At 67.7% G+C, this 24,925-nt stretch carries 22 protein-coding genes, 1 other RNA gene and 1 pseudogene; 19 read left to right on the top strand and 5 right to left on the bottom strand.

From position 1 onward, the window contains the following. Positions 1-3: 3 nt before the first annotated feature. Entirely contained in the window at positions 4-372 is a 369-nt protein-coding gene (locus AC2A1N_RS00455) for a YraN family protein (protein WP_049439300.1), read from the bottom strand. After that, positions 362-2,083, bottom strand: coding sequence for a penicillin-binding protein activator (locus AC2A1N_RS00450; RefSeq protein WP_484371212.1), 1,722 nt, complete (start codon positions 2,081-2,083; stop codon positions 362-364). The genes AC2A1N_RS00455 and AC2A1N_RS00450 overlap by 11 nt, the downstream gene beginning before the upstream one ends. A gap of 81 nt (positions 2,084-2,164) precedes the next feature. On the opposite strand from AC2A1N_RS00450, the gene rsmI reads away from it, so the two are divergent. The 4 genes from rsmI (at position 2,165) to rnpB (ending at position 5,382) form a co-directional block, all read left to right on the top strand. Then, a complete protein-coding gene (rsmI, locus tag AC2A1N_RS00445; RefSeq protein WP_061478399.1) occupies positions 2,165-2,983 on the top strand; it encodes a 16S rRNA (cytidine(1402)-2'-O)-methyltransferase in 819 nt (272 codons plus the stop codon). A gap of 403 nt (positions 2,984-3,386) precedes the next feature. Further along, positions 3,387-4,022 (top strand): DUF6058 family natural product biosynthesis protein, encoded by a 636-nt coding sequence (locus AC2A1N_RS00440; RefSeq protein WP_484371210.1) that lies wholly within the window; start codon positions 3,387-3,389, stop codon positions 4,020-4,022. Between the two features lie 118 nt (positions 4,023-4,140). After that, the gene (locus tag AC2A1N_RS00435) at positions 4,141-4,950 is read left to right on the top strand and encodes a PDZ domain-containing protein (protein WP_484371208.1); all 810 of its coding nucleotides are present in this window, start codon (positions 4,141-4,143) and stop codon (positions 4,948-4,950) included. An 80-nt stretch (positions 4,951-5,030) separates the two neighbouring features. Further along, positions 5,031-5,382: RNase P RNA component class A (gene rnpB / locus AC2A1N_RS00430), an RNA gene on the top strand. 88 nt (positions 5,383-5,470) lie between these two features. On the opposite strand, the gene AC2A1N_RS00425 is transcribed toward rnpB, so the two are convergent. Both AC2A1N_RS00425 and AC2A1N_RS00420 read right to left on the bottom strand, forming a co-directional pair. Then, a complete protein-coding gene (locus AC2A1N_RS00425; RefSeq protein WP_005415283.1) occupies positions 5,471-5,950 on the bottom strand; it encodes a DM13 domain-containing protein in 480 nt (159 codons plus the stop codon). Positions 5,951-6,232: 282 nt separating this feature from the next. Continuing rightward, a complete protein-coding gene (locus AC2A1N_RS00420) occupies positions 6,233-7,021 on the bottom strand; it encodes an NRDE family protein (RefSeq protein WP_484371206.1) in 789 nt (262 codons plus the stop codon). 324 nt (positions 7,022-7,345) lie between these two features. Here AC2A1N_RS00420 and mraZ point away from each other — a divergent pair, with 324 nt between their 5' ends. From mraZ to lpxC, 15 genes and pseudogenes are all read left to right on the top strand, one after another. After that, positions 7,346-7,792: a division/cell wall cluster transcriptional repressor MraZ gene (mraZ, locus tag AC2A1N_RS00415; RefSeq protein WP_004143635.1), complete on the top strand. Its 447-nt coding sequence runs from the start codon at positions 7,346-7,348 to the stop codon at positions 7,790-7,792. 14 nt (positions 7,793-7,806) lie between these two features. Then, positions 7,807-8,775 carry a 16S rRNA (cytosine(1402)-N(4))-methyltransferase RsmH gene (gene rsmH, locus AC2A1N_RS00410; protein ID WP_049413117.1) on the top strand — a complete coding sequence of 323 codons (969 nt, stop codon included), beginning with the start codon at positions 7,807-7,809 and terminating at the stop codon, positions 8,773-8,775. Further along, the gene (gene ftsL / locus AC2A1N_RS00405; RefSeq protein WP_005415286.1) at positions 8,772-9,035 is read left to right on the top strand and encodes a cell division protein FtsL; all 264 of its coding nucleotides are present in this window, start codon (positions 8,772-8,774) and stop codon (positions 9,033-9,035) included. The genes rsmH and ftsL overlap by 4 nt, the downstream gene beginning before the upstream one ends. After that, positions 9,032-10,876 carry a peptidoglycan D,D-transpeptidase FtsI family protein gene (locus AC2A1N_RS00400; RefSeq protein ID WP_099495697.1) on the top strand — a complete coding sequence of 615 codons (1,845 nt, stop codon included), beginning with the start codon at positions 9,032-9,034 and terminating at the stop codon, positions 10,874-10,876. Before ftsL ends, AC2A1N_RS00400 begins: the two co-directional genes overlap by 4 nt. After that, the gene (locus AC2A1N_RS00395; RefSeq protein ID WP_061478396.1) at positions 10,873-12,381 is read left to right on the top strand and encodes a UDP-N-acetylmuramoyl-L-alanyl-D-glutamate--2,6-diaminopimelate ligase; all 1,509 of its coding nucleotides are present in this window, start codon (positions 10,873-10,875) and stop codon (positions 12,379-12,381) included. The genes AC2A1N_RS00400 and AC2A1N_RS00395 overlap by 4 nt, the downstream gene beginning before the upstream one ends. Further along, positions 12,378-13,772, top strand: coding sequence for a UDP-N-acetylmuramoyl-tripeptide--D-alanyl-D-alanine ligase (locus AC2A1N_RS00390; protein ID WP_061478395.1), 1,395 nt, complete (start codon positions 12,378-12,380; stop codon positions 13,770-13,772). The genes AC2A1N_RS00395 and AC2A1N_RS00390 overlap by 4 nt, the downstream gene beginning before the upstream one ends. Next, a complete protein-coding gene (gene mraY / locus AC2A1N_RS00385) occupies positions 13,762-14,847 on the top strand; it encodes a phospho-N-acetylmuramoyl-pentapeptide-transferase (protein WP_061478394.1) in 1,086 nt (361 codons plus the stop codon). Before AC2A1N_RS00390 ends, mraY begins: the two co-directional genes overlap by 11 nt. A 1-nt stretch (position 14,848) precedes the next feature. After that, positions 14,849-16,168, top strand: coding sequence for a putative lipid II flippase FtsW (gene ftsW / locus AC2A1N_RS00380; protein WP_242891033.1), 1,320 nt, complete (start codon positions 14,849-14,851; stop codon positions 16,166-16,168). Beyond that, on the top strand, positions 16,165-17,253 hold the full coding sequence (murG, locus tag AC2A1N_RS00375) for an undecaprenyldiphospho-muramoylpentapeptide beta-N-acetylglucosaminyltransferase (protein WP_005415293.1): 1,089 nt from the start codon (positions 16,165-16,167) through the stop codon (positions 17,251-17,253). Before ftsW ends, murG begins: the two co-directional genes overlap by 4 nt. Before the next feature lie 40 nt (positions 17,254-17,293). Next, positions 17,294-18,730 carry a UDP-N-acetylmuramate--L-alanine ligase gene (murC, locus tag AC2A1N_RS00370; protein ID WP_061478391.1) on the top strand — a complete coding sequence of 479 codons (1,437 nt, stop codon included), beginning with the start codon at positions 17,294-17,296 and terminating at the stop codon, positions 18,728-18,730. Beyond that, on the top strand, positions 18,727-19,689 hold the full coding sequence (locus tag AC2A1N_RS00365) for a D-alanine--D-alanine ligase (RefSeq protein WP_061478390.1): 963 nt from the start codon (positions 18,727-18,729) through the stop codon (positions 19,687-19,689). The genes murC and AC2A1N_RS00365 overlap by 4 nt, the downstream gene beginning before the upstream one ends. Further along, positions 19,686-20,363 (top strand): annotated as a pseudogene (locus AC2A1N_RS00360) (cell division protein FtsQ/DivIB); the annotation flags it as partial. The gene AC2A1N_RS00365 and the pseudogene AC2A1N_RS00360, both read left to right, overlap by 4 nt. Before the next feature lie 68 nt (positions 20,364-20,431). Further along, positions 20,432-21,667, top strand: coding sequence for a cell division protein FtsA (gene ftsA / locus AC2A1N_RS00355; protein WP_005408083.1), 1,236 nt, complete (start codon positions 20,432-20,434; stop codon positions 21,665-21,667). A gap of 169 nt (positions 21,668-21,836) precedes the next feature. Next, on the top strand, positions 21,837-23,072 hold the full coding sequence (ftsZ, locus tag AC2A1N_RS00350) for a cell division protein FtsZ (RefSeq protein ID WP_005415297.1): 1,236 nt from the start codon (positions 21,837-21,839) through the stop codon (positions 23,070-23,072). Between the two features lie 205 nt (positions 23,073-23,277). After that, positions 23,278-24,189 carry a UDP-3-O-acyl-N-acetylglucosamine deacetylase gene (gene lpxC / locus AC2A1N_RS00345; protein ID WP_061478389.1) on the top strand — a complete coding sequence of 304 codons (912 nt, stop codon included), beginning with the start codon at positions 23,278-23,280 and terminating at the stop codon, positions 24,187-24,189. 281 nt (positions 24,190-24,470) lie between these two features. Here lpxC and AC2A1N_RS00340 read toward each other — a convergent pair whose 3' ends face one another. After that, positions 24,471-24,920, bottom strand: coding sequence for a DciA family protein (locus tag AC2A1N_RS00340; protein ID WP_049413132.1), 450 nt, complete (start codon positions 24,918-24,920; stop codon positions 24,471-24,473). Between the last annotated feature and the right edge of the window lie 5 nt (positions 24,921-24,925).

Below are 24,925 nucleotides of genomic sequence, written 5' to 3'. Positions count from 1 at the left end.
CCATCAGCAGTCATCCAAGCGGAACGCATCCCGCAGCCAATGCAGCTGCGGCGGTTCGCCGGTGGCTTCCACCACATCGAAGCGGCAGGGTGCATTGGCCAGCGCCGGGTGGTCCTGCAGGTACAGCTGCGCGGCGTGGGCCAGGCGCCGGCATTTGCGCGCATCGACCGAAGCGGCGCCACCGCCGAAATCCGATCGCGCGCGGTAGCGCACTTCCACGAACACCACGGTGCCGGCATCGTCCATCACCAGGTCCAGTTCACCGCCGCGATAGCGCACATTGCGCGCACGCGGCTGCAGTCCGGCCTGTTGCAGATGCTGCTCGGCGGCCGCTTCCACCGCCGAGCCACGTTGGCTGCGCTCAGCGACCACCGACGATCGGCATCGGCCGGCCGCCATTGAAGGTCGACCAGGCCGGCTGGCGCAGGATGTTGCCGTTGCTGTCCAGGAACAGGGTGCCGGTGGCACCGTCCAGGCCGCCTTCGTTGGACAGTTTGTCCAGGTAGGCGGTGATCTTCCAGGCGTCGGCACCGAAGGCGAACAGGCGGCCGGCCGCACCGCGTGCGCTCGGCAGGGTGCTGGCCACCTGGCTGGCCGACGGCAGGCCGGACACGCTGCGCACGTTCCAGGCTTCGTTCGGATAGACGATGCCGTCCAGCGCCACGTCTTCTTCCACCTTGCCGCTGCCAACGGTCAGCTGCGAGGTGCCGACGCGGGTCGCGCCGCCTGCACCGGCCAGCGCCAGCTGCGGCGCCAGCAGGCGCGCCTGCGGCGCACGCACGGCGAGGAATACGGCATCGACCTGGCCGGCGTTGCGCACCTGCGCGCCGACATCGCCGACGGCATCGGTGACGCCGATCGTGGCCACCACCTGGCCACCGCGCTGCGCGAAGCGCTGGGCAAAGGCGGCGGCGGCACGGCGGCCGGTGTCGTCAGCGCTGTTGATCACCAGCGCCTTGCCGCGCTCGCGGCCACGCAGGTACTCGGCGGCGACGATGCCGTCGTCTTCCGGTGCCAGCGAGAAGCCGGCACTGCCGGCCGGCGGTGCGTCCTTGCCGCGGTTCAGGGCCAGCACCGGCACCTGCAGCTGCTGGCGGCCGTACACCGCGTCCACTTCGTCGCGGCCCAGCGGGCCGACCACGAAGTCGGCACCGGAGGCGACGGCCTTGTCATAGGCGGCCAGGGCACCGGCCGGGGTGCCGGCGGTGTCGAAGAAGTTGATGTCCGGGCGGCGGCGGCTTTCACCGTAATAAGCGCTCAACAGGCCATCGCGCACCGGCTGTGCGGCGGTGGCCAGGCGGCCGCTGAGCGGCAGCAGCACGGCCAGCTTGGCCGGCGGGCGGTAACCGTCGCTCATCGCCGGCGGGCGCTTGCTGGTGTCGAACTGGGCCGCGCCATCGCGGTCGAACGGGCGCGGCAGCGGCAGGCCGCGCGCGATCAGCGCACGGCCGGCGAAGTTGTAGAGCGGGTCGTTGGCCGGCAGGGCGGCGGCACGGCTGCGCAGGGTGGCGTCGTCGAGGGTGCCGAGCAGGCCGGCAATGGCGGCCTGGTTCTCGCTGCGCGCGCTGCCGGTCAGGCTGGAATGGGCGCGGGCGCGCTCGGTGGCGGCACCGAAGGCATCGCCGGTGCCCTGCAGGGCACTGGCGCGGGCCAGGTACCAGCGCGTACGCAGCGCCGGCAGCACGTTATCGCCGTGGTCCTTCAGCAGGGCCAGTGCCTGCGCCGGCTGCTTGTCGGCCAAGGCGAGCTCGGCACCGGTCAGCTGGTAGCGCTGCAGGCTGGCGCCGGACAGCTGGCGTGCGGTGAGCTGGCCGAGCAGGCTGCGCGCGCGGGCACTGTCGCCGGCCAGGTGCCAGGCCCAAGCGGCATCGGCCAGGGCGTTGCTGCGGGCGCCGCCGCGCAGCGTGGCGGCCAGGCCTTCCAGCTGCAGTGCGGCGTCGTGCGGCTTGCCCTGTTCGATCAGCGCCAGCGCCTGGCTCTGGGCCGGCGAATCGGGCGTGCTGGTCAGGCTGGTGGTGGCACAACCGGCCAACAGCATCAGCGACAACGACAGGGCGGAGATCCGTGCGGCGGGCTTGTTCATGATCGGGTCCATGCGATGAGGGCAGCGGCCTTGGCCGGGTACACGCTACGATTCTACCCTTGCCCCGTGAGTACCGCTGAAATGAGTGTCCCAACCCTGTACGTCGTCGCCACCCCGATCGGCAACCTGGCCGATCTGAGCCCGCGCGCGCAGGAGGTGCTGCGTTCGGTGGCGGCCATCTGTGCCGAGGACACCCGCCGCAGCGGCCAGCTGCTGTCCCACTTCGGCATCCAGCAACCGCTGGTGGCCCTGCACGAACACAATGAAGAGGCCCTGGCGCAGCGCCTGGTGTCGCGCCTGCAGGCCGGCGAGTCGCTGGCGCTGGTCAGCGATGCCGGCACCCCGCTGGTCAGCGATCCCGGGTTCCGCCTGGTGCGCGCGGCCCGCGCGGCGGGCATCAAGGTCAGTCCGGTTCCCGGTGCCTGCGCCGCCATCGCCGCGCTGAGCGTGGCCGGCCTGCCCAGCGACCGTTTCAGTTTCGAGGGCTTCCTGCCGGCCAAGGCCAGCGGCCGCCGCGACCGCCTGCAGGCGCTGGCCGGCGAAGTGCGCACGATGGTGTTCTACGAATCCTCGCACCGCATCGCCGAGTCGCTGGCCGACATGGCGGCGATCTTCGGCGGCGAACGCCCGGCGGTGCTGGCCCGCGAGCTGACCAAGCTGTTCGAGACCGTCCTTGATGGTGACCTGGCCGGCCTGCTGGCCAGGGTCGAGGCCGACGAGAACCAGCGCAAGGGCGAGTTCGTAGTGATGGTGCAGGGGGCGGGTGACGATGAGGAAGCGCAGCTGGCACACGGCCGTCGCGTCTACGCGAAGCTGAGCGAGCACCTGCCGCCGTCAACTGCCGCCAAGCTGGCTGCTGAGTTGACCGGCGCACCGCGCAAGGCGCTGTACGGGAGTTGATGGATCGCTCCGGGCCATGCCTGGGCAGCGCGCGGCGCGAAATGCGAAACGGTTCGGATCCGCCGGAGGGTCGCCGATCTCTGGCGAGTGAATGTGCTCACGTGCGCAGCTGAGGGGCGAATCAGGGGCCAGGCAATGTCGTGATGAGCATCAATGATCGACCCACTGATGATCGTACGAACCCAGCAGCCTTTGGCATGACGGGACGTCCTGTAGAGCGACATTGAGATCAGTCGAGCCCGTGCGGATACTCCCGATGCGGAAGGGTGTCCGTAGTGTGACCCCATTTCCGAGGCCTCTGACGCGTGAGGACCGGTGCTCGGGATGTCCTCAAACGCCTGGCTTGGGCGAAGACGCTCCGGCACACGCCTCTTCATCCCCCACTTGGGAGTAATTGTTCGAGATGGCATTGACAGCCTACCTTCAAGCTCATTTCCTGCCAAAGGATGCGTTCGCCGCATTCTGCAATGTGTCAGAAGAAAGACTCAGTCGCCTGATTGCAGTGGGCGCGGTGCCGCAGCCCACCTACACCTGCGAGGAAGGCACCATCCGGTCTGCAGTGTTCGGCTCCATTCCCATCAGCGAAGACCTTGTGGGGGAGTACTTCCGTACCGATTGCGCACGCTGGACACGCATCGCCGATCATGCACCACCGGGCAGTGAGCGGGCGGCTGTGGTCGACGTTCTGCTGCAGGAGCTCGAGGGCTACATGACAGCCGTGCTTGGGGATGCCAACGCTGCGCACGACAAGGCGCAACTGCTGCTCCCGCACTTCTTCAACGGGACCTTCGGTCTGTGTATCGCAGATCCGTCCACCGGCGCCGGCATCGCAAGAAAGGAGCTGCTCCAGGAACAACTGGTCGCACTCGCCAGTGACACCCACACGCCTCTCGACGCGCGTGTCGACAGGCAGGCGCTGCTGGCATTGATCGACGATTATGCGCGTGCGTCGATGCCGTTTTCGCCGGCCGAGTATGACCGTAGCAGCAGAAAGCGGTTGGTCGACGATCTTCGCCGGGAGCTGGGCGAAAAGTCCTGAAAGGGCGTACAGACCTGCATGGCTCGTTCACAGACTGGGACGCTGGAACACGGCAGCGGCCGAATTCCGGGGGGCTAAGGGGCGAAGCTCTCAAATTTCCTTCAGGGAGGAAAGACAGATGTTTGAAAAGGGACTGTTCCTGCTGTTCGCACTGGCCGATGTGCCAGCTCCTGCAGCTGAAGCGCCGCCACCTGCAGCCATTACCGAAGCCGATCTGGGCCCGGACTATGTCGGCTACCTGCTGTTCGATCCGGGGTTGGTCGAGTTCAATCGGCTGCAGTCGGTTCGCGATTACGGCAATTACCTGACCTACCGCGCGGCACGTGACGCGTTGGAGAGCTACGAGGCATGTCTGCAGGTGGGGGCCGACAACCACGCGCAGATCGAGGCGGCCTACCAGCAGTTGGTGAACAGCCAGCAGCGGTACGTCAGCGCGGCGCAATGGCGCGACCTGCGGCAGGCCCTGCGTGCGAGGCGCGAGCCGGTGCCCGAGCGCGCGTCGTGGCAATGCGCCGCATTCGTGGACAACGCGCCCTATTTCGATGCGGGGTTGGACGATGCACTGCTGGGCGCCACCGAATTGGCGCGCGAGCAGGCCGGGGAAGGGGATTCGCGTAGCGACGCGCTGCGCCCGGTCCTCGGCGTTCAGATGGGGGGCGCGACCGTGATCGAATCCGAGCCTGACGAGGGTCCGGCCCATCGCGCCGGCCTGCGCAAGGGGGATGAGGTGCTGGCCGTGGCGGGTACCCGAGTGAAGACCGTCTTCGGTGTCGGCCAAGCGTTGAAAGCCCACGCGCCTGGCGATCGCGTGGACGTGCGCGTTCGCCGCATTGAATGGGACGGTTCGCAACCGCAGGTGCGGGAATTGATCGTAGGTGTGGTGCTGGAGTCGCGGGCGGTGGTGATGGCGAGGGCGAAGGGCCGCTAGAGCCACGCCACGCGTGGATGAACCGGCCGCCGCGATCGGCACGGCAGGAAGGGCGTGCGTACGCTAGAATACGCGCTGGCGGAGCCGGCCAGACAGTCGCGTCATCCCTTCGGGGGTGCCGAGGAAAGTCCGGGCTCCATAGGGCAAGGTGCCAGGTAACGCCTGGGCGGCGCAAGCCGACGGAAAGTGCAACAGAAAGATACCGCCTACGTCTTCTTCGGAAGGCCGGTAAGGGTGAAATGGTGCGGTAAGAGCGCACCGCGAGTCTGGCAACAGACCGGCACGGCAAACCCCACCTGGAGCAAGACCAAATAGGGATCCTTTGGCGCGGCCCGCGTTGGATCCGGGTAGGTTGCTTGAGCGTTGCGGTGACGTAACGCCTAGAGGAATGACTGTCCACGACAGAACCCGGCTTATCGGCCGGCTCCGCCTCTTTTTCCGGTAAGCCGAGCACGGCTCGGCTCTACAGTACAGCCGAGCCATGCTCGGCTGCTTTCCGTCCAGACGCTCGGGATGTTGTTCAGCCCGGCGTGCGGTACTGCCCGGCGGAAATGAACTGCGAGAAGCGCTCGCACCACACCACCACCGTGGTGTAGTCGTCCACGTCCACGTTCGCGGGCACCTCGACCAGGAAGCGGTTGAAGGTCTTTACCTCGCCGATGCGCTGGGCCTGCGCCTTGATCTTCAGGAAGTCGGCCTTGTTGTCGACGAAGTCGCGGACCAGGTAGACCTTGTAATCCGGGCCCGGTCCCATCTTGCCGTCGAAGGCGACCTGGGTGGCGCTGACGCTGACCTTGCCTTCGGCCCAGTGCACCGCATCGCTGCCCTTGAGGTCGCGGCGGAAGGTGGTGCGGTAGGTGGCGTCTTTCATCGCGGCCTGTACCTGAGCGACCGGCGGGTCATCGGGGGCGATCAGGATTGGCAGCAGATAGACGCCCAGGCCGAAGCCCAGGCCGAGGGTGAGCAGATGGGTGGCGAGCAGGATGAGGATGCGGCGCATGGGGCCTCCTTGTGGTTGCGGTCGATCGCGCGGCGTGATGCCGGGCGCGACCACCCTGGGAGGTCAGGGCCGACATTTATAGACACAGTGCCAAATGCGAAAAGGACACAGTGGGCGGGCTGCAATGCCGGGACCCCTGCGGCACGGGCGGATCGCGGTCGCCGCTGGAAGCTGAATGACGTTTCAGGCCTGTTGCGATGACGCCTGCCGCCGCGTCGATGGCGACAACGGCGTGCAGGTCGTGCCGGCAGGAGAACCCGGCCAGCGGCCGGCACGACCGGGTCAGAATATGACGTGGTTCTGTCCGCTGGAGACACCCTGCGGGCCGAAGCGGTGCTCGTGGATCTCGCCGTGGCCGTCGGCATCGATCAGCAGCACGGTGCTGGCACGGGTGCCGTAGTCGTCGCCGCGGATGAAGGCCGGGCTCAGCCAGCGCTCGCGTTCCAGGCCGATGCCGGTGTCGGGGAGGTCCCTGTCGGCGGGGCGGTGTTCGTCGGCCAGCGCGGTCCATAGCGGGGTCAGGTCCGGGGTCAGATCCCTTTCGCTTTGCGAAAGAGATCTGACCCCGTCCTCATCCAGCCAGGCCGAGAGCGCCGTCATCAACCGCCGGGTCTTCGGCCAGGGCGCGTCCAGCGCACCGTTGGACATGCCATGCACGCCCGGGCCAAGCGTCTGCCGTTCGGCGGGATGGTTGCCCAGGTACTCCAGGCTGTCGCCATCGGCCAGCAACAGATTGAATGGGGCGTAGGCACTGGCCACGGTTGCCAAGCGATCAATATGCACGGCGGCCGGGTCGCGGCCGCGCAGGAAGTCGGCCACCAGCGCGCCCCGCGACGGTCCGGTCTGGGCCACCAGCGGGTCGCGGACGTTGGTGACCACCGCCATCCGGCCCGAGGCGCCGACCCCGGCCCAGCCACCGCCGGAGCGCAGGTCGCGTCCCCCGATGACGGAAGTCTCATCCTGCCAGGGGGCCAGCGCTGCGGTGGGGCGGGCGTGGAACTCATCACGGTTGCCGGCCATCACCAGCCGCCAGCGCGGGTGGTGCATCCAGCCAAGAGCGAGCAGGCACATGGCGTCATTGTGCACGGTTTGCGCAGTCTGGCGCCGTTTCCGGCCCGGCTCTGATGAATGCGCGGCCGATGTTTCACGCCCCGTCCACGCCCCTGAACTTCCGTTCAATCTCAAAAATTGAGACGGATCAGCAACTTGTGGATAAGCCTTGAACAATTCTCTAAAGGTTGTTGCAAGCCATTGATGCGGCTGGCGATTTCCCTGCTGAAAAGTTGTTGACAACCCTCGGCCCGCTGCTAAGGTGGGCATCAGAGGGAAATCCGGGTGTTTTGTGGGTTTTCGTGGTTCAATGTTTCACCGGGCGAAGGACAAGGTGCAGGCGTCGTGTTCCAGGGCGAGACGGCCATCACAGTTGACGACAAGGGGCGCATGGCGGTTCCCACCGCTTACCGCGACCTCGTCGCGCGCGCCAGCAACAACCGTCTCGTGCTGACCTACAACCCGTTCGAAGCCGGCTGCCTGTGGCTGTATGCAGAGTCGGAATGGGAGCGGGTCCGCGATGATGTGATGTCCAAGCCCAACACCCAGCGCGTCGTGCGCCTGTTGCAGCAGAAGCTGGTCGGCTCGGCCGCCCATCTGGAGCTGGACGGCAACGGTCGCATCAGCATCCCCGCCAGCCACCGCGGTGCGGTGGGCATTGAGAAGAAGGCGGTATTGCTCGGCATGGGCGACAAGTTCGAATTGTGGAGCGAGCAGGCGCATCGGGCCCTGATCCAGCAGACGTTGTCTGACGAGGATCTGGGTGATGGGTTGCTCGACCTGAAGTTGTGAGCCGGGGTGCCCGGATGCGCCCAGAAGCGCAGGCCGGTCACCTTCCGGTGTCGCAGTCGCCGGCGGTGCACCTGCCGGTCCTGTACACCCAGGTCCTTGAAGGCCTGAGGGTGATCGAAAACGGACGTTATCTGGATGGCACGTTCGGTCGTGGCGGTCATGCACGTGGCGTGCTCACCCAGCTCGGTCCCGAGGGGCGCCTGCTGGTCATGGACAAGGATCCGGAAGCCATCGCCGTTGCCGAGCGTGATTTCGCGCCGGACCCGCGCGTGTCCATCTTCCGTGGCAGCTTCGCCCAGCTGCTGCAGTGGGATGCGACGGCCGAAGGCCTGGACGGCGTACTGTTCGACCTGGGCGTGTCGTCGCCGCAGCTGGACGTGGCCGAACGTGGCTTCAGCTTCGGCAAGGACGGCCCGCTGGACATGCGCATGGACCCGGACAGCGGTGAAAGCGCCGCGCAGTGGATCAACCGCGTGGAAGAGCGCGAGATCGCCGATGTGCTGTGGACCTACGGCGAAGAGCGCCAGAGCCGGCGCATCGCCCGCGCCATCGTGGCCCGCCGCGAGAAGCAGCCGTTCACCCGCACCGCCGAACTGGCCGAGCTGATTGCCTCGGTGATGCCGCGTGGAAAGGACAAGATCCATCCCGCCACGCGCAGCTTCCAGGCCATCCGCATCCACATCAACCGCGAGCTGGCCGATCTGGAAGCAGGGCTCGATGCGGCGGTGGAACGGCTCAAGCCCGGTGGCCGTCTGGCGGTGATCAGCTTCCACTCGCTGGAAGACCGCATCGTCAAGCAGTACATGAACCGCCTGGCCAAGGCGCCGCCGGCCAACCGCCGCCTGCCCGAGGCCGTTGCGTTCGTGCCGACGCTGGACCTGATCGGTGGGGCAATCAAGGCCACCGACGAAGAGCTGGCCGCCAACCCGCGCGCCCGCAGCGCCGTGCTGCGCGTGGCCCAGAAGCGGGAGGCCGACGCATGAGCCGGCTGCTGCTGATCATCCTGTTGGCCTGCACCGTGGCCTCGGCGATCGGCGTCGTGTTCGTGCGTCACCGTCATCGGCAGACGTTCATCGAGCTGTCGCGCGCCGAGCGCAAGCGCGATGACATCAACCTGGAATTCGGCCGCCTGCAGCTGGAACAGGCCACCCTGGCCGAAGCAAACCGTGTCGATCGCATCGCCCGCGAGAAGCTCGGCATGAAGTTCCCCGAGGCCGCCGACATCGTGGTGGTGCGCCCATGAGCAAGGCCGGTCGCAACCGTCCACGCAATGCCTTCAACCTGCGCCAGCGCCTGCGCTGGGTGGCGTTGGCGCTTGGCCTGTGCTCGGTGTCGCTGGTCGGTCGCGCGGCCTACGTGCAGATCATCAACAGCGACTTCTACCAGCGCCAGGGTGAGGCCCGCTACCTGCGCGAGCTGCCGATCAAGACCTCGCGCGGCATGATCACCGACCGCAACGGCGAGCCGCTGGCGGTATCCACGCCGGTTGCCTCGATCTGGGTCAACCCGCAGGACCTGCTGCGTTCGCCCGAGCGCATCCCCGAGCTGGCCCAGGCGGTCGGCATGTCGGTGGATGAGCTGAGCAGCCGCCTGTCGCAGAAGTCGGACAAGGAATTCATGTACCTGCGTCGCCGGATCAATCCGGACGAGGCAGAGAAGGTGGTCGCGCTGAAGATTCCGGGCGTGGCGGCTCAGCGCGAGTTCCGCCGCTTCTACCCGCAGGGTGAGGCGATGGCGCACGTGCTGGGCTTCACCAACATCGATGATCGCGGCCAGGAAGGCCTGGAGCTGGCCTTCGACGAATGGCTGCGCGGCAAGCCCGGTGCGAAGCGGGTGATCCGCAACCGCAAGGGGGAGACCGTCGAAAGCGATCTGCTGCGTGCCGCTGAGCCGGGCAAGGACCTGACGCTCAGTATCGACCGCCGCATCCAGTACCTGGCCTTCAAGGAACTGCGCAACGCGCTGGTGGCCAACAAGGCGGCCGGCGGTTCGATGGTGATCATGGACGTGACCACCGGCGAGATCCTGGCCATGGTCAACCTGCCGACCTACAACCCGAATTCGTTGACCGGCGCGATCCCTGATACGCGCCGCAACCGCGCGGTGACCGACCTGGTCGAGCCGGGTTCGACGATGAAGCCGCTGACCATCGCCACCGCGCTGCAGGCCGGTGCGGTGACCAAGGACACCATCATCGACACCAACCCGGGCTACATGACGCTGGGTCGCTTCACCATCCGCGACGTGCCACGCAACAACGGCGTGCTGAACGTGACCGGCGTGATCACCCGCAGTTCGAACGTGGGTGCAGCCAAGGTTGCGGCGAAGATGCCGGACCAGACCTTCTACGACGGCGTGCGCCGCTTCGGCTATGGCTCGGCGCCGCACAGCGGGTTCCCGGGTGAATCGGCCGGTGTGGTAATGCGTCCGGCGCGCTGGTCGGGGACCACCAAGACCACCATGTCCTACGGCTACGGCCTGTCGGTCACGCCACTGCAGATTGCCACCGCCTACTCGGCGCTGGCCAACGGCGGGCGCCTGATCGCGCCGACCTTCGTCAAGGGCCAGCGCAACGAAGGCCAGCAGATCATCGACGAGAACGTCGCCAGGCAGGTGGTGGCGATGATGGAGACGGTGGTCACCCAGGGCGGCGCCAAGCAGGCGGCGGTGCTGGGCTACCGCGTGGCCGGCAAGACCGGCACCGCGCGCAAGGCCGGTCCGGGTGGTTACGAGCGCGGCCATTACAACGCGCTGTTTGCCGGCGTGGTGCCGGCCACCAACCCGCGCTTCGCCACCGTCATCGTCATCAACGATCCGCAGGCCGGCAAGTTCTACGGCGGCCTGGTGTCGGCGCCGGTCTATCACAACGTGATGGAAGGCACCCTGCGCCTGATGGACGTGCCGCTGGATGACCTGCAGTCGTGGCTGGCCGCACAGCAGTCGGGCAAGGTCGGCCATTCGGCCTCGATCCTGCCCGCACCGCCGGCCGAGACCGCGCTGCCGGTCGATGCCGCCGCTGAATTCGATGCCGCGCTGCCGAGCGCGCAAGCCCAGACGCCGCCCGCTACGGGAGGCACGCAATGAGTCCTTCGATGTTGCTTTCGCAGTTGCTTCCGGACGTGGCCCTGGCGGGCCATGATCCCGTTCTGACCGGCCTGGTGCTGGACAGCCGCGCCGTGCGCCCCGGCAATGCCTTCGTCGCCATCGCCGGTTTCGGCGCGCATGGCCTGGGCTTTGTCGAGCAGGCCCGTGCGGCCGGTGCCAGCGCCATCCTGTTCGAGCCACCGGCACCGGCCGAGCTGCCGGCGCCGGCCGATGCGATCGCCGTGCCGGGCCTGCGGGCGCGCATGGGGGCGATGGCCGACCAGTTCCACGGCGCGCCGTCGCGGGCGATGGCGATGGTCGGGGTGACCGGTACCAACGGCAAGACCTCCACCGTGCAGCTGCTGGCCCAGGCCTGGCACCTGCTCGGAACGCCCAGTGGCAGCATCGGCACGTTGGGCGCCGGACTTTATGGTGCGGTCGAGCCGACCGGATTCACCACGCCGCTGGTACTGCAGATGCATGCGCTGCTGGCACAGCTGCGCGACGCCGGCGCGCGCGCGGTGGCGATGGAAGTCAGCTCGCACGCGCTGGACCAGGGCCGCGTGGATGCCGTGCACTACGACGTGGCGGTGTTCACCAACCTCACCCGCGACCATCTGGACTACCACGGTGACATGGCCAGCTACGGCGCGGCCAAGGCGCGCCTGTTCCATCGCCCGGGCCTGAAGGCGGCGGTGGTGAACCTGGACGACGCCTTCGGTCGCCAGCTGTTCGCCGGCCTGCCTGCCGGCGTGCAACCGATCGGCCTGAGCTCGCGCGGTGCCGCTGACGCCAGCGTGCGCGCCGAAGCGCTGCAGCTGGATGGGCGCGGTATTGCCTTCGAGCTGGTCATCGACGGCCAGCGTGCCGCGGTGCAGTCGCCGCTGCTGGGCCGCTTCAACGTGGACAACCTGCTGGCCGTGGCCGGCACCCTGCACGCGCAGGGCCAGCCGCTGCCGCGCATCGCCGAGGTGCTGTCGGCGCTGCAGCCGATCCGTGGCCGCATGAACCGCCTCGGCGGCGAAGACGGCCTGCCGACCGTGGTGGTCGACTACGCGCATACCCCGGACGCGCTGGAACAGGCGCTGGACAGCCTGCACGGCCATCTGCAGGGCACGCTGTTCTGTGTGTTCGGCTGCGGTGGCGAGCGCGATACCGGCAAGCGTCCGCAGATGGCGGCGATTGCCGAGCGCCTGGCCAACCAGGTCATCGTCACCGACGACAACCCGCGTGGCGAGGATGGCGACGTGATCGTGGCCGACATCCTGGCCGGCTTCCAGCACGCCGATGCCGTGACCGTGCAGCGCAACCGCGCGCGTGCGATCGGCCTGGCGGTGAAGCGAGCCGGTGCCGGCGACATCATCCTGATTGCCGGCAAGGGCCATGAGCCGTACCAGGAAGTGAATGGCGTGCGCCATGACTTCGACGACACCGAAGTGGCTGCGGCTGCACTGGCGGCCAAGGCCGGTGTTCTGCAGGCACAGGCCGGGGAGGGCGCCGCATGAAGCGCACCCTGCTTTCGCTGATCGCACACTGGGCCGGTGGCGAGATCCACGGCGACGACGTGGCCATCGATGCGGTCAGCAATGACACCCGCAACCTGGGGCCGGGCAGCCTGTATGTGGCGCTGCGCGGTGAGCGTTTCGACGGCCATGACTTCGCTGCCGACGCGCAGGCGCGCGGTGCCAGTGCGCTGCTGGTCGAGCGCCTGTTGCCGGTCGAACTGCCGCAGGTACTGGTGGCCGACAGCGAGCTGGCACTGGCGAAGATCGCCACCGGCATGCAGCGTGACCGTGGCACCGAGGTGTTCGCGATCACCGGCAGCAATGGCAAGACCAGCGTGAAGAGCCTGCTGCTGTCGATCCTGCAGCAGGTGGCCCAGCACGCGCACAAGGTGGTCTACGCCAACCCGGGTAACCGCAACAACGAGATCGGCCTGCCGCTGGCGGTGATCGACGCGCCGGAAGATGCCGACTACGCCGTCTACGAGATGGGCGCTGGCAAGCCTGGCGATATCGCCTACCTGACCGACATCGCCCGCCCGCGCTATGCGCTGGTCAACAACATTGCCCCCGCCCACCTGGAGCGGATGGGCAGCCTGCTCGGCGTGGCGGTGACCAAGGGCGCGATCTATGCCGCGCTGCCGGCCGATGGCGTGGCGGTGATCAACGCCGACGATGCCTACGGCCGCTGGTTCGAACAGCACTTCGTCGGCACTCCGGCGCGTTGCCGCGTGCTGCGCTATGGCCTGGAACACTCGGCGGACGTGACCGCGCGCGACATCCGCGCCGGTGCGCAGGGCAGCCAGTTCACCCTGGTCGCACCGACCGGCGAAGCCCGCGTGGTGCTGGGCCTGCCGGGTCGCCACAACGTCAGCAATGCGCTGGCCGCCGCCAGCCTGGCGCTGGCCGCCGGTGTCGATCTGGCGCTGATTGCGGCCGGGCTGGCCGAGGCCCAGCCGGTACCGGGACGCCAGATCGCCCATCAGCTGCGCAACGGCGCGGTGCTGGTGGACGACAGCTACAACGCCAATCCCGGCTCGCTGGCTGCGGCCATCGATGCCCTGGCCACTGCCCCGGAAGAGGGCTGGCTGGTGCTGGGTGACATGCGCGAGCTGGGCCCGGATGCCGAGGCGCTGCATGCGCAGGCCGGCATCCGCGCACGCGCCGCCGGCCTCAAGCGCCTGTATGCGCTGGGCCCGCTCAGTGCCGCCGCCGCCACCGCCTTCGGCGACGGCGGCCGTCATTTCGCCACCCATGACGCGCTGTCGCAGGCGCTGAAGGACGAGCTGCACGCCGGCGTGCGCTGCCTGGTCAAGGGTTCCCGTGGCAGCGCCATGGACACGATTGTCAAAGCGCTGCTGGCGCAAGGAGAGGAATCCCCGCATGTTGTATGAACTGGCTCGATGGTTGCAGCAGTTGGAGAGCCTGTTCGGGCTGTTCAACTACCAGACGTTCCGCGCCATCCTTGCCGCGCTGACGGCCTTGTTCCTGTCGCTGTGGTTCGGCCCGGCGATGATCCGCAAGCTCGCCCAGTTCAAGGGCGGCCAGCCGATCCGCCAGGACGGTCCGCAGACCCATTTCTCCAAGGCCGGCACGCCGACCATGGGCGGTTCGCTGATCCTGCTCACCATCACCCTGTCGGTGCTGATGTGGGCGGACCTGCGCAACCGCTACGTGTGGCTGGTGCTGGCGGTGATGCTGTGCTTCGGCGCCATCGGCTGGTATGACGACTGGATCAAGATCGTCCGCCGTGACCCGAACGGCCTGAAGTCGCGCTGGAAGTACCTGCTGCAGTCGATCTTCGGCCTGGCCGCGGGCCTGTTCCTGTTCTACACGGCCGACGTGCCGGCAGCGCTGACCTTCTACATCCCGATGTTCAAGTCGGTCGCGCTGCCGCTGGCCGGCATCGGCTTCGTGGCCATCGCCTACTTCTGGATCGTCGGCTTCTCCAACGCGGTGAACCTGACCGACGGCCTGGACGGCCTGGCAATCATGCCGACCGTGCTGGTGGCCTGCGCGCTGGGCGTGTTCGCCTATGCCTCGGGCAACGTGGTGTTCGCCAACTACCTGCAGATCCCGCAGATCCCGGGCGCCGGCGAGCTGGTCATCATCTGCGCGGCCATCGCCGGAGCCGGCCTGGGCTTCCTGTGGTTCAACACCTATCCGGCCATGGTCTTCATGGGCGACATCGGCGCGCTGGCGCTGGGGGCGGTGCTGGGCACGATCGCGGTGATCACCCGCCAGGAACTGGTGCTGGTGATCATGGGCGGCGTGTTCGTCATCGAAACGCTGTCGGTGATGATCCAGGTCGCCTCGTTCAAGCTGACCGGCAAGCGCGTGTTCCGCATGGCGCCGATCCACCACCATTTCGAACTGAAGGGCTGGCCGGAGCCGCGCGTGATCGTGCGCTTCTGGATCATCTCCGTCGTGCTCGTGCTGATCGGCCTGGCCACGTTGAAGGTGCGCTGAGATGAACGACCTGTCCCGCCAGGCAACACGCCTTGAAGCCATCGAAGGCAGCTACGACAAGTGGCTGCTGGGCGCGATCATCGCGCTCACCGGCGTGGGCGTGGTGATGGTGGCGTCCAGCTCGATCGCCTTGATGAGCAGCCCGTTCTACTACCTCAACCGCCACCTGATCTTCCTGGCGGTGGGTATCGTGCTGGCGGTCATCGCCGCCCGCACCGAGCTGAAATCCATCGAGCAGTACAACCAGATGCTGCTGCTGGGCTGCTTCGTGCTGCTGCTGACGGTGTTCGCGCCGGGCCTGGGCAGCACGGTCAACGGCGCACGCCGCTGGATCAACCTGGGCATCTCCAAGTTCCAGACGGTCGAGGCGGTGAAGGTGCTGTACATCGTCTGGCTGTCCAGCTACCTGGTGCGCTTCCGCGACGAGGTCAATGCGACCTGGCCGGCGATGCTCAAGCCGCTGGGCGTGGCCGGTGCGCTGGTGGTGCTGCTGCTGCTGCAGCCGGACTTCGGTTCTTCGACCCTGCTGCTGGCGATCACCGCCGGCATGCTGGTGCTGGGCGGGGTGAACATGCCGCGCATGTCGATGCCGGTGGTCATCGGCCTGGTCGGCATGAGCGCGCTGGCGATCATCGAGCCGTACCGCATGCGCCGCATCACCTCGTTCCTGGACCCGTGGGCCGACCAGCAGGGCGACGGCTACCAGCTGTCCAACGCGCTGATGGCGGTGGGCCGTGGCGAGTGGACCGGCGTCGGCCTGGGCAATTCGGTGCAGAAGCTGTACTACCTGCCGGAAGCGCATACCGACTTCATCTTCTCGGTCACCGCCGAGGAATTCGGTTTCCTCGGTACCTGCGTGATCGTGGCGCTGTACGCGCTGCTGGTCGGCCGTACCTTCTGGCTGGGCATGCGCTGCGTGGAAATGAAGCGCCACTTCTCCGGCTACATCGCCTTCGGCATCGGCCTGTGGATCAGCATGCAGACCTTCGTTTCGATCGGCGTGAACCTGGGCATCCTGCCGACCAAGGGCCTGACTCTGCCGCTGATCTCCTCCGGCGGCTCGTCGGTGCTGATGACCTGCGTGGCGATGGGCCTGCTGCTGCGCGTGTCCTACGAGCTCAAGCGCGCCGAGCGTCGCCAAGCCGTGCGCATCGGTGGCGCCGAAGAAACCGCTGCCGAGCCGATGGAACCCGCCGCCACGCCGGCGGTCGCCAGCGTGCCGGTGAGCGCCGAGCCGGTGGCTGCCGCTGCGGCGAACGCCGCGCGCGGCACCAGCCGCCTGCAGTCGCGCATCGAACCGACGTTCGGGAGGCTGTCATGAGTGCAGCCAACGAGAAGGTGCGCCCGGTGATGATCCTGGCCGGTGGTACCGGCGGTCACATCTTCCCCGGCCTGGCCGTGGCCCGCGTGCTGCGCGAGCGTGGCGTGCCGGTCACCTGGATGGGCGCCGAAGGCGCGATGGAAACCCGCCTGGTGCCGCAGCACGACATCGCCATCGACACGCTGGCGATCACCGGCCTGCGCGGCAAGGGCAAGCTGGCGCTGCTGGCGGCGCCATGGCGGCTGATGCGTGCGCTGCGCGCGGCCGGCATGATCATCCGCAAACGCCAGCCGCGTGCGGTGGTGGCTTTCGGTGGCTTCGCCTCCGGCCCGGGTGGCATGGCCACGCGCCTGCATGGCCTGCCGCTGATCGTGCATGAGCAGAACCGTGCGCCCGGCCTGACCAACCGCATCCTGTCGCGCTATGCGCGCCGGCTGCTGACCGGCTTCCCGGGCACCTTCGCCCAGCGCGAGGAGTTCGTGGGCAACCCGGTGCGTGCGGAGATCGCCGCCATCGCCCCGCCGGAACAGCGCTTCGCCGACCGCAACGGCCCGCTGCGCGTGCTGGTGGTGGGTGGCAGCCAGGGTGCGCGCGCACTCAATGCCGGCGTGCCGCAGGCGATTGCCGCGCTGGGTGCCGGCGTGCCGGTGCAGGTGCGCCACCAGAGTGGCGAGAAGATGCATGCCGAGGCGGTCGAGGCGTATGCCAAGGCCGGCGTGCAGGCGGAAATCACCCCGTTCATCGCCGACATGGCCGAGGCCTTCGCCTGGGCCGATCTGGTCGTGTGCCGCTCCGGTGCGTCGACCCTGGCCGAGCTGTGCGCGGCCGGCGTCGGCAGCGTGCTGGTGCCATTCCCCGCTGCCGTCGACGATCACCAGACCCGCAATGCGGAGTACCTGGTCGAGCGCGGCGCGGCGGTGTTGCTGAAGCAGGACGGAACGCTGGCCGACGGCATTGCCGCACTGCTGCGCGATCTGTCCGAAAATCCCGCCCGCCGCATGCAGATGGCGCAAGCCGCGCGTGCCCTGGCCAAGGTCGATGCCGCCGAGCGCATCGCCGATATCATTCTCGAGGAAGCTGTATGAAGAAGGCATGCCACCGCGCCTGCCCTGCGCGAGGCCGCGCATGATCCGCCGCCTGCACGACACCAACGACCTGGTGCGCGCGTTCCCGCGCGTGCATTTCGTCGGCATCGGTGGCACCGGCATGAGTGGCATCGCCGAAGTGATGCTGACGCTGGGCTACGAAGTGTCCGGCTCGGACAACGCCGACAACGTGGCAACCCGCCGCCTGGCCAGCCTGGGAGCGCGCATCATGCGCGGCCACTCGGCAGCCAACGTGCTGGGCACCGACTGCGTGGTGGTCTCCAGTGCCATCCGCGAAGACAACCCGGAACTGATGGAAGCGCGCAGCCAGCGCATTCCGATCATGCCGCGCGCAGCGATGCTGGCCGAGCTGATGCGCTTCCGCCGCGGCATCGCCGTGGCCGGTACCCATGGCAAGACCACCACCACCAGCCTGACCGCGGCGGTGCTGAGCGAAGGTGGCCTGGACCCGACGTTCGTGATCGGTGGCCAGCTGCTGGCTGCCGGTGCCAACGCCAAGCTGGGCGGTGGGCAGTGGCTGGTGGCCGAGGCCGACGAAAGCGATGGCAGCTTCCTGCGCCTGAACCCGCTGATGTCGATCATCACGAACATTGACGCCGACCACCTGGAAAACTACGGCAACGACTTTGCCCGCGTGCAGGCGGCGTTCGCCGAATTCCTGCAGCGCCTGCCGTTCTACGGCCTGGCGGTGCTGTGCATCGACGATCCGGAAGTGGCCGCGCTGGCCGCCAGGACCCCGCGCCACGTGATGAGCTACGGCATGAGCCCGCAGGCCGACGTGCGCGCCGAGAACGTGGTGCAGGAAGGATCGCGCATGCGCTTCACCCTGCGCCTGCCGCAGGGCACCAGCCAGGAAGTGGTGCTGGCGCTGCCGGGCAGGCACAACGTACTCAACGCGCTGGCCGCCGCCGCGGTGGGCTGGCAGCTGGGTGTAGCACCGGACGCCATCGCGCGCGCGCTGGAAGGCTTCGCCGGTGTCGGTCGCCGCTTCAATGATCTGGGCGAAGTGACCACCGCCAGCGGTGCCAAGGTGCGCATCATCGACGACTACGGCCATCACCCGAGCGAGCTGGAGGCGGTATTCGCCGCCGCCCGCGGCGGCTGGGCTGACAAGCGCCTGGTGGTGGCCTTCCAGCCGCACCGCTACAGCCGCACCCGTGACCAGTTCGACAAGTTCGCCGCGGTGCTGTCCAGCGTCGACGCGCTGGTGCTGAGCGAGGTCTATCCGGCCGGTGAGGAACCCATTGCCGGTGCTGACTCGCATGCGCTGGCCCGCGCCATCCGCGCGCGCGGCCGCAGCGAGCCGGTGGTGGTGGGCAAGGCCGCCGAGCTGGCCAGCGTGCTGCCGGACGTGCTGCAGGACGGTGACCTGCTGCTGATGATGGGTGCCGGCGACATCGGTGCCGTGGCCACCCATATCGCGGTGGAAGGCTTCCAGGCGGAGGGCCAGGCGTGAGCGCGCTGACTTTCCCGCCGCTGCGCGTGACCGACCCGGCCGTGTTCGGCCGCGTCGCCGTGCTGCTCGGCGGCAGTTCCAGCGAACGCGAGGTGTCGCTGGATTCGGGCCGCAACGTGCTCGAAGCCCTGCAGTCGCGCGGCGTCGATGCCTTCGCCGTCGATGGCATTCCGGCGCTGGCCAGCGCGCTCGCCGCCGGTGGCATCGACCGCGTGTTCAACATCCTGCATGGCCACAACGGTGGCGGTGAGGACGGCATCGTGCAGGGCCTGATGGACGCCTTCGGCGTGCCGTACACCGGCTCGGACGTGCTGGGTTCGGCGCTGAGCATGGACAAGATCCGCACCAAGCAGGTGTGGCTGTCGCTGGGCCTGCCGACCCCGCAGTACCGCAAGGTCGACGCGTCGAACGTGCATGCGCTGGCCGCCGAGCTGGGCCTGCCGGTGGTGGTGAAGCCGGCCAACGAAGGCTCCAGCGTGGGCATCAGCCGGGTCACCGACGAGGCCGGCCTGGACGAGGCCGTGGCCCTGGCCGCGCGCTACGACGGCCAGTTGCTGATGGAGCAGATGGTGGTGGGCGATGAGCTGACCGTGGCCATCCTTGGCGATGTTGCCCTGCCGTCGATCCGCATCGTGCCCAAGGGCCAGTGGTACGACTACAACGCCAAGTACATCGCCGAGGACACCCAGTACCTGTGCCCGGGCCTGGACGGTGGCGACGAAGACGAGATCCGCCGCATCGCGCTGGCCGCATTCCGCGCCGCTGGCTGCCGTGGCTGGGGCCGCGTGGACGTGATGCGTGACCGGGCCAGCGGCCGTTTCTTCCTGCTGGAAGTGAACACCGCGCCCGGCATGACCAGCCATTCGCTGGTGCCCAAGGCGGCCCGCCAGGCCGGCATCGGTTTCGAGGAACTGGTGTGGCGCGTGCTGGAACAGACCCTGGAGGCCGCGCACGCATGAACGCGCTGCTGCGCATCTTCGTCTGGCTGTTGGCACTGTCGGTGGTTGCACTGCCGGTGGTGGCCGTGGTCAATGGCTGGGTCGGCGCCGAGCGCTGGCCGCTGGCGAAGCTGCGCGTGCATGGCGAGTTCAAGCGGGTGCCCGCCGAACAGCTGCAGCAGGTGTTGCTGCCATACGCGCGCGCCGGCTTCTTTGCGGTCAAGCTGCAGGATGCGCAGGACGCGCTGGAAAAGCTGCCGTGGGTGGAAAGCGCGCAGGTACGCAAGCAGTGGCCGGATGTGCTGGAAGTGACCCTGGTCGAGCACAAGCCGTTCGCACGCTGGGGCAACGACCGCCTGGTCTCCGAGCAGGGCAAGCTGTTCCCCACGCCGAAGAAACTGTCAGACCTGGAACTGCCGGAGCTGGATGGCCCGGACAGCCAGACCCAGGAAGTGATGAAGCTGTACAGCGACTCGCGTGCCTTGTTCGCACCGGCCGGCGTCGACGTGCGCCGGGTGACGATGGATGCGCGCGGCAGTTGGTCGCTGGTGCTGAGCAACGGCACCGAAGTGGTGGTCGGCCGTGACGACGCGCGCTCGCGCATGCAGCGCTTCGTCAAGGTGCTGCCGCAGCTCAACCGACAGGACGCGCCGATCGAGCGCGCCGACCTCCGTTACACCAATGGTTTCACGCTGAGCTGGGGTACCCCGGCCACGCCGGCGAAAACGCCGGCGACCCCGGCCAGAAGCACGCAGGAAAGGACATGAATCGCAAGGGTGACAAATCGCTGATCGTTGGCCTGGACATCGGCACCTCCAAGGTGGTGGCGCTGGTGGGCGAGTATTCGCCGGGCAACCCGATCGAAGTGATCGGCATCGGCTCGCACGAATCGCGCGGGTTGAAACGTGGCGTGGTGGTGGACATCGAATCGACCGTGCAGTCGATCCAGCGTGCGGTGGAAGAAGCCGAGCTGATGGCCGGCTGCGAGATCCGTTCGGTGTACGCCTCGATCTCCGGCAACCACGTGCAGTGCAAGAACTCGCCGGGCATCGTGCCGATCCGCGACGGTGAAGTGACCTGGGGCGACCTGGATCGCGTGCTCGACGCGGCCAAGGCGGTGGCGATCCCGGCCGACCAGAAGATCCTGCACGCGATTCCGCGCGAGTACGTGCTGGACGATTCGCAGGAAGGCATCCGCAACCCGGTCGGCATGACCGGCGTGCGCCTGGAAGTGCACGCGCACCTGGTGGTGTGCGCGCAGTCGGCGGCGGCCAACATCAGCAAGTGCGTGCAGCGCTGCGGCCTGCAGGTGGACGACCTGGTGCTGTCCTCGCTGGCCTCCAGCGTGGCGGTGCTGACCGCCGACGAGCGCGAGCTGGGCGTGGTGCTGGTCGACATGGGCGCCGGTACCACCGACATCGCGGTGTTCGTGCAGGGCGCGATCTGCCACACCGCCTCGCTGCCGATCGCCGGCGACCACGTGACCAACGATATCGCGCACATGCTGCGCACACCGACCCCGGAAGCCGAGCAGATCAAGGTGCGCTATGCCTGCGCCCTGGCCCAGCTGGCCACGGCCGAGGAGAGCATCCAGGTGCCGTCGGTCGGCGACCGCCCGCCGCGCCGCATGCCGCGCCATTCGCTGGCGCAGGCCGTGCAGGGTCGCTACGAGGAGATCTTCGAGATGGTGCAGGCCGAACTGCGCCGCTCCGGCTTCGAGGAACTGGTGCGCGCCGGCATGGTGCTGACAGGGGGCGCATCGAAGATGGAAGGCGTGGTCGAACTGGCCGAGGAAATGCTGCAGATGCCGGTGCGCGTGGGCATCCCGCAGCACGTCACCGGCCTGGGCGAAGTGGTCGGCAACCCGGTGCACGCCACCGGCGTGGGCCTGCTGCTGATGGGCAGCCAGATCGAGCACCCGCGGCGGCCGTCGCTGCCGACCGGGCGCGCTGGAAGCATGTTCAAGAAGCTCAAGACCTGGTTCCGCGGCGAGTTCTGACGCGGAACCCGTAACTCCGGGCCCGGCCCGGCGCAACACCCGCAGTACCCGCATCACAACGCAACAACGCACTACACAACCCACACAGCCGCAACGGCAACATGACACGCGAAGGCAGGAGGCCCGACCGTCCATGCCACCGACAAGCGGATACAACGAGGACACGGACATGGCGCATTTTGAACTGATCGAAAAGATGGCACCCAATGCGGTGATCAAGGTGGTTGGCGTGGGCGGCGGCGGCGGCAATGCCGTGGCGCACATGGTCAACTCGGCGGTGGACGGCGTGGAGTTCATCACCGCCAACACCGACTCGCAGGCCATCAAGAATTGTGGTGCCAAGCTGCAGCTGCAGCTGGGTACCAACGTGACCAAGGGCCTGGGCGCAGGCGCGAACCCGGAAGTCGGCCGCCAGGCCGCGCTGGAAGACCGTGAGCGCATCATGGACGCGCTGCAGGGCGCCGACATGGTGTTCATCACCGCCGGCATGGGCGGCGGCACCGGCACCGGCGCTGCGCCGGTGGTGGCGCAGCTGGCCAAGGAAATGGGCATCCTGACCGTGGCCGTGGTCACCAAGCCGTTCCCGTTCGAAGGCCGTCGCCGCATGCAGGTGGCGCTGAAGGGCATCGAGGAACTGAGCCAGCACTGCGACTCGCTGATCACGATCCCGAACGAGAAGCTGATCACCGTGCTGGGTCGCAACGCGACCATGATCCAGGCCTTCCGCGCCGCCAACGACGTGCTGCAGGGCGCCGTGCAGGGCATCGCCGACCTGATCGTGCGTCCGGGCCTGATCAACGTCGACTTCGCCGACGTGCGCACCGTCATGTCCGAAATGGGCCTGGCGATGATGGGTACCGGCACCGCACGGGGCGATGACCGCGCCCAGGCCGCTGCCGAATCGGCGATCCAGAACCCGCTGCTGGACGATGTGAACCTGGCCGGTGCCAACGGCATCCTGGTCAACATCACCGCCGGCGCGGACTTCACCATGGCCGAGTTCGACGAGATCGGCCGCACCATCGACGGCTTCGCTTCGGAAGACGCCACCGTCGTGGTCGGCACCGTGCTGGACCCGGACATGCAGGACGAAGTGCGCGTGACCGTGGTGGCCACTGGCCTGAACCGCGTCTCGGCCAGCAAGACCCAGCGTCCGGGCGAGCGTGCACCGATCAAGCTGGTCCGCAACGCCACCACCGGCCAGCCGGAGTTCGGCGAGTTCGACAACGGCGGCGACGCCGTGTCCAAGGCCGTGGGCGGCATGGGCCTGGGCCTGCGTCGCGCCAGCAGCGATACCGCGGCGGCTTCCGCCCCGTCGGCCCCGGCGGCTTCGGCCCCGGCAGCGGCGGAACTGCCGAACGACTACCTGGACATCCCGGCCTTCCTGCGCCGCCAGGCGGACTAAGCGGGGCGGCCCGGGGTTGTCCTCCCCGGGTTGCGCCACCATGTCCTGAAAATGCGGGCGCCGGGCCAGGATGGGCCCGGCCGCCCTGCTTCACGCGCTTTCCCAGCGGCGTGCCGGCGTGTCCTGCCGGTGGCTGTCACTGGCGTTTCAGCCAGGGTAGGGGAGTGCGCGTGTTAATCTAATGTGTCACTTCCGGTCCATCCCCATGATCCAGCAACGCACCCTCAAGAACACGATCCGCGCCACCGGCGTTGGCCTGCACAGTGGTGACAAGGTCTACATGACCCTGCGCCCGGCACCGGTCAACCATGGCATCGTGTTCCGCCGCGTGGACCTGGACCCGGTGGTGGAAGTGCCGGCCAAGGCCGAACTGGTCACCGAAGTGACCCTGTGCACCGGCCTGACCTGCAACGACGCCAAGATCCAGACCGTCGAACACCTGATGTCGGCGCTGGCCGGCCTGGGTGTGGACAACATCATCGTCGAACTGTCCTCGGCCGAGCTGCCGATCATGGACGGTTCGTCCGGTCCGTTCGTGTTCCTGCTGCAGTCGGCCGGTATCGTGGAACAGGATGCGCCCAAGCGCTTCATCCGCGTGCTGAAGACCGTGGAAGTGACCGAGGGCGACAAGGTGGCCCGCTTCACCCCGTACGAGGGTTACAAGCTGGGCTTCACCATCCAGTTCGACCACCCGATGATTCCGGCCAAGCAGTCGCGCCAGGAAATCGAGTTCTCGACGCTGGCCTACACCAAGGAAATCTCCCGCGCGCGCACCTTTGGTTTCATGCGTGACCTGGAGTACATGCGCGAGCGCAACCTGGGCCTGGGCGGTTCGATGGACAACGCCATCGTGCTGGACGAGTTCCGCGTGCTCAACGAAGACGGCCTGCGCTACGCCGACGAATTCGTGCGCCACAAGATTCTTGACGCCATCGGCGACCTCTATCTGGCCGGTGGCCAGGTGCTCGGCGCCTACGAGGGCTTCAAGTCCGGCCACGCGCTCAACAACAAGCTGGTGCGGGCCCTGATGGCCGACGCCAGCGCCTGGGAATGGGTCAGCTTCGACTCGCCGGCCACACCGGATCCGGTGGAATACGCCACCCCGGCGTATGCCTGATTTCATAGGCTGTTGAATTTAAAGATAAAAACGCCGCCTTCCTGGGCGGCGTTCTTGTTTCCGCCGTCGCCGACGCATTCAGCGTGCTTGAAAGACGTCAAGGCTGGTTCAAGGTCACGGTTTTGTGAACCTGTTGGATCAGAAGCCTGAATTTAACGCAGTTTTAACAACAATCTAACGACAGGCCCCCGGATGGCCGCTAGGATGCGACCCGGCCCCCGAAATGTTTCACGCCGTGGTGACACGCGCGACGGGGAGCGGAGCCGGATGCTCCGTTGCCATCAGGACCGTTTCTTCGGCTTCGAAGGAACGTCCTGCAGGCAAGCCAAGGCGTCGCGTAGCCCTTTGTGCGTGGCGGCTGAAACTGCGTGGGGTCCATTCCGGTTGTCGAGCGCTGGGGAGCGCGTGGGAGTGGGAGACGCAGTCTTGATGGTCACCCTGGTGGCCTTCAGCCCGATGGAACGGGCCGCGTCGAGCAGCTGGGCTTCGGCAAGCCGCAACTTGGCATGCCAGACCGGGGACTCGACGAGAAAAACGAGGTGTTCCCCGTCCACATTGGCCAGCCGGCAACGGCTGCGCAGAGGTGGCGGCAACTGGGGGCGCAACTGACGGTCCAGCGCGTCGAGCCACAAGGCACGCCGCAGCGGGTTGCCGCTTTTGTCCGCCATTACCGCATCCAGCGCCGGTTTCGGTGCCGACGCGGGGCGAACGCTGGATTTCGGCTCAGACATGAAAA

The sequence above is a fragment of the Stenotrophomonas maltophilia group sp. SKK55 genome (genome assembly GCF_057179845.1).
This window is presented reverse-complemented; position numbering and strand designations above follow the sequence as displayed.

Bases quoted from the DNA above. Each gene is read 5' to 3' on its own strand.
- AC2A1N_RS00425 (WP_005415283.1), bottom strand. From the start codon at position 5,950: ATGCGCCGCATCCTCATCCTGCTCGCCACCCATCTGCTCACCCTCGGC.
- AC2A1N_RS00340 (WP_049413132.1), bottom strand. From the start codon at position 24,920: ATGTCTGAGCCGAAATCCAGCGTTCGCCCCGCGTCGGCACCGAAACCG.
- rsmH (WP_049413117.1), top strand. From the start codon at position 7,807: ATGCGCCCAGAAGCGCAGGCCGGTCACCTTCCGGTGTCGCAGTCGCCG.
- murG (WP_005415293.1), top strand. From the start codon at position 16,165: ATGAGTGCAGCCAACGAGAAGGTGCGCCCGGTGATGATCCTGGCCGGT.
- ftsZ (WP_005415297.1), top strand. From the start codon at position 21,837: ATGGCGCATTTTGAACTGATCGAAAAGATGGCACCCAATGCGGTGATC.
- ftsW (WP_242891033.1), top strand. From the start codon at position 14,849: ATGAACGACCTGTCCCGCCAGGCAACACGCCTTGAAGCCATCGAAGGC.
- AC2A1N_RS00395 (WP_061478396.1), top strand. From the start codon at position 10,873: ATGAGTCCTTCGATGTTGCTTTCGCAGTTGCTTCCGGACGTGGCCCTG.
- lpxC (WP_061478389.1), top strand. From the start codon at position 23,278: ATGATCCAGCAACGCACCCTCAAGAACACGATCCGCGCCACCGGCGTT.
- ftsA (WP_005408083.1), top strand. From the start codon at position 20,432: ATGAATCGCAAGGGTGACAAATCGCTGATCGTTGGCCTGGACATCGGC.
- AC2A1N_RS00440 (WP_484371210.1), top strand. From the start codon at position 3,387: ATGGCATTGACAGCCTACCTTCAAGCTCATTTCCTGCCAAAGGATGCG.
- rsmI (WP_061478399.1), top strand. From the start codon at position 2,165: ATGAGTGTCCCAACCCTGTACGTCGTCGCCACCCCGATCGGCAACCTG.
- ftsL (WP_005415286.1), top strand. From the start codon at position 8,772: ATGAGCCGGCTGCTGCTGATCATCCTGTTGGCCTGCACCGTGGCCTCG.
- AC2A1N_RS00420 (WP_484371206.1), bottom strand. From the start codon at position 7,021: ATGTGCCTGCTCGCTCTTGGCTGGATGCACCACCCGCGCTGGCGGCTG.
- mraY (WP_061478394.1), top strand. From the start codon at position 13,762: ATGTTGTATGAACTGGCTCGATGGTTGCAGCAGTTGGAGAGCCTGTTC.
- AC2A1N_RS00435 (WP_484371208.1), top strand. From the start codon at position 4,141: ATGTTTGAAAAGGGACTGTTCCTGCTGTTCGCACTGGCCGATGTGCCA.
- AC2A1N_RS00390 (WP_061478395.1), top strand. From the start codon at position 12,378: ATGAAGCGCACCCTGCTTTCGCTGATCGCACACTGGGCCGGTGGCGAG.
- AC2A1N_RS00400 (WP_099495697.1), top strand. From the start codon at position 9,032: ATGAGCAAGGCCGGTCGCAACCGTCCACGCAATGCCTTCAACCTGCGC.
- AC2A1N_RS00450 (WP_484371212.1), bottom strand. From the start codon at position 2,083: ATGAACAAGCCCGCCGCACGGATCTCCGCCCTGTCGTTGTCGCTGATG.
- murC (WP_061478391.1), top strand. From the start codon at position 17,294: ATGATCCGCCGCCTGCACGACACCAACGACCTGGTGCGCGCGTTCCCG.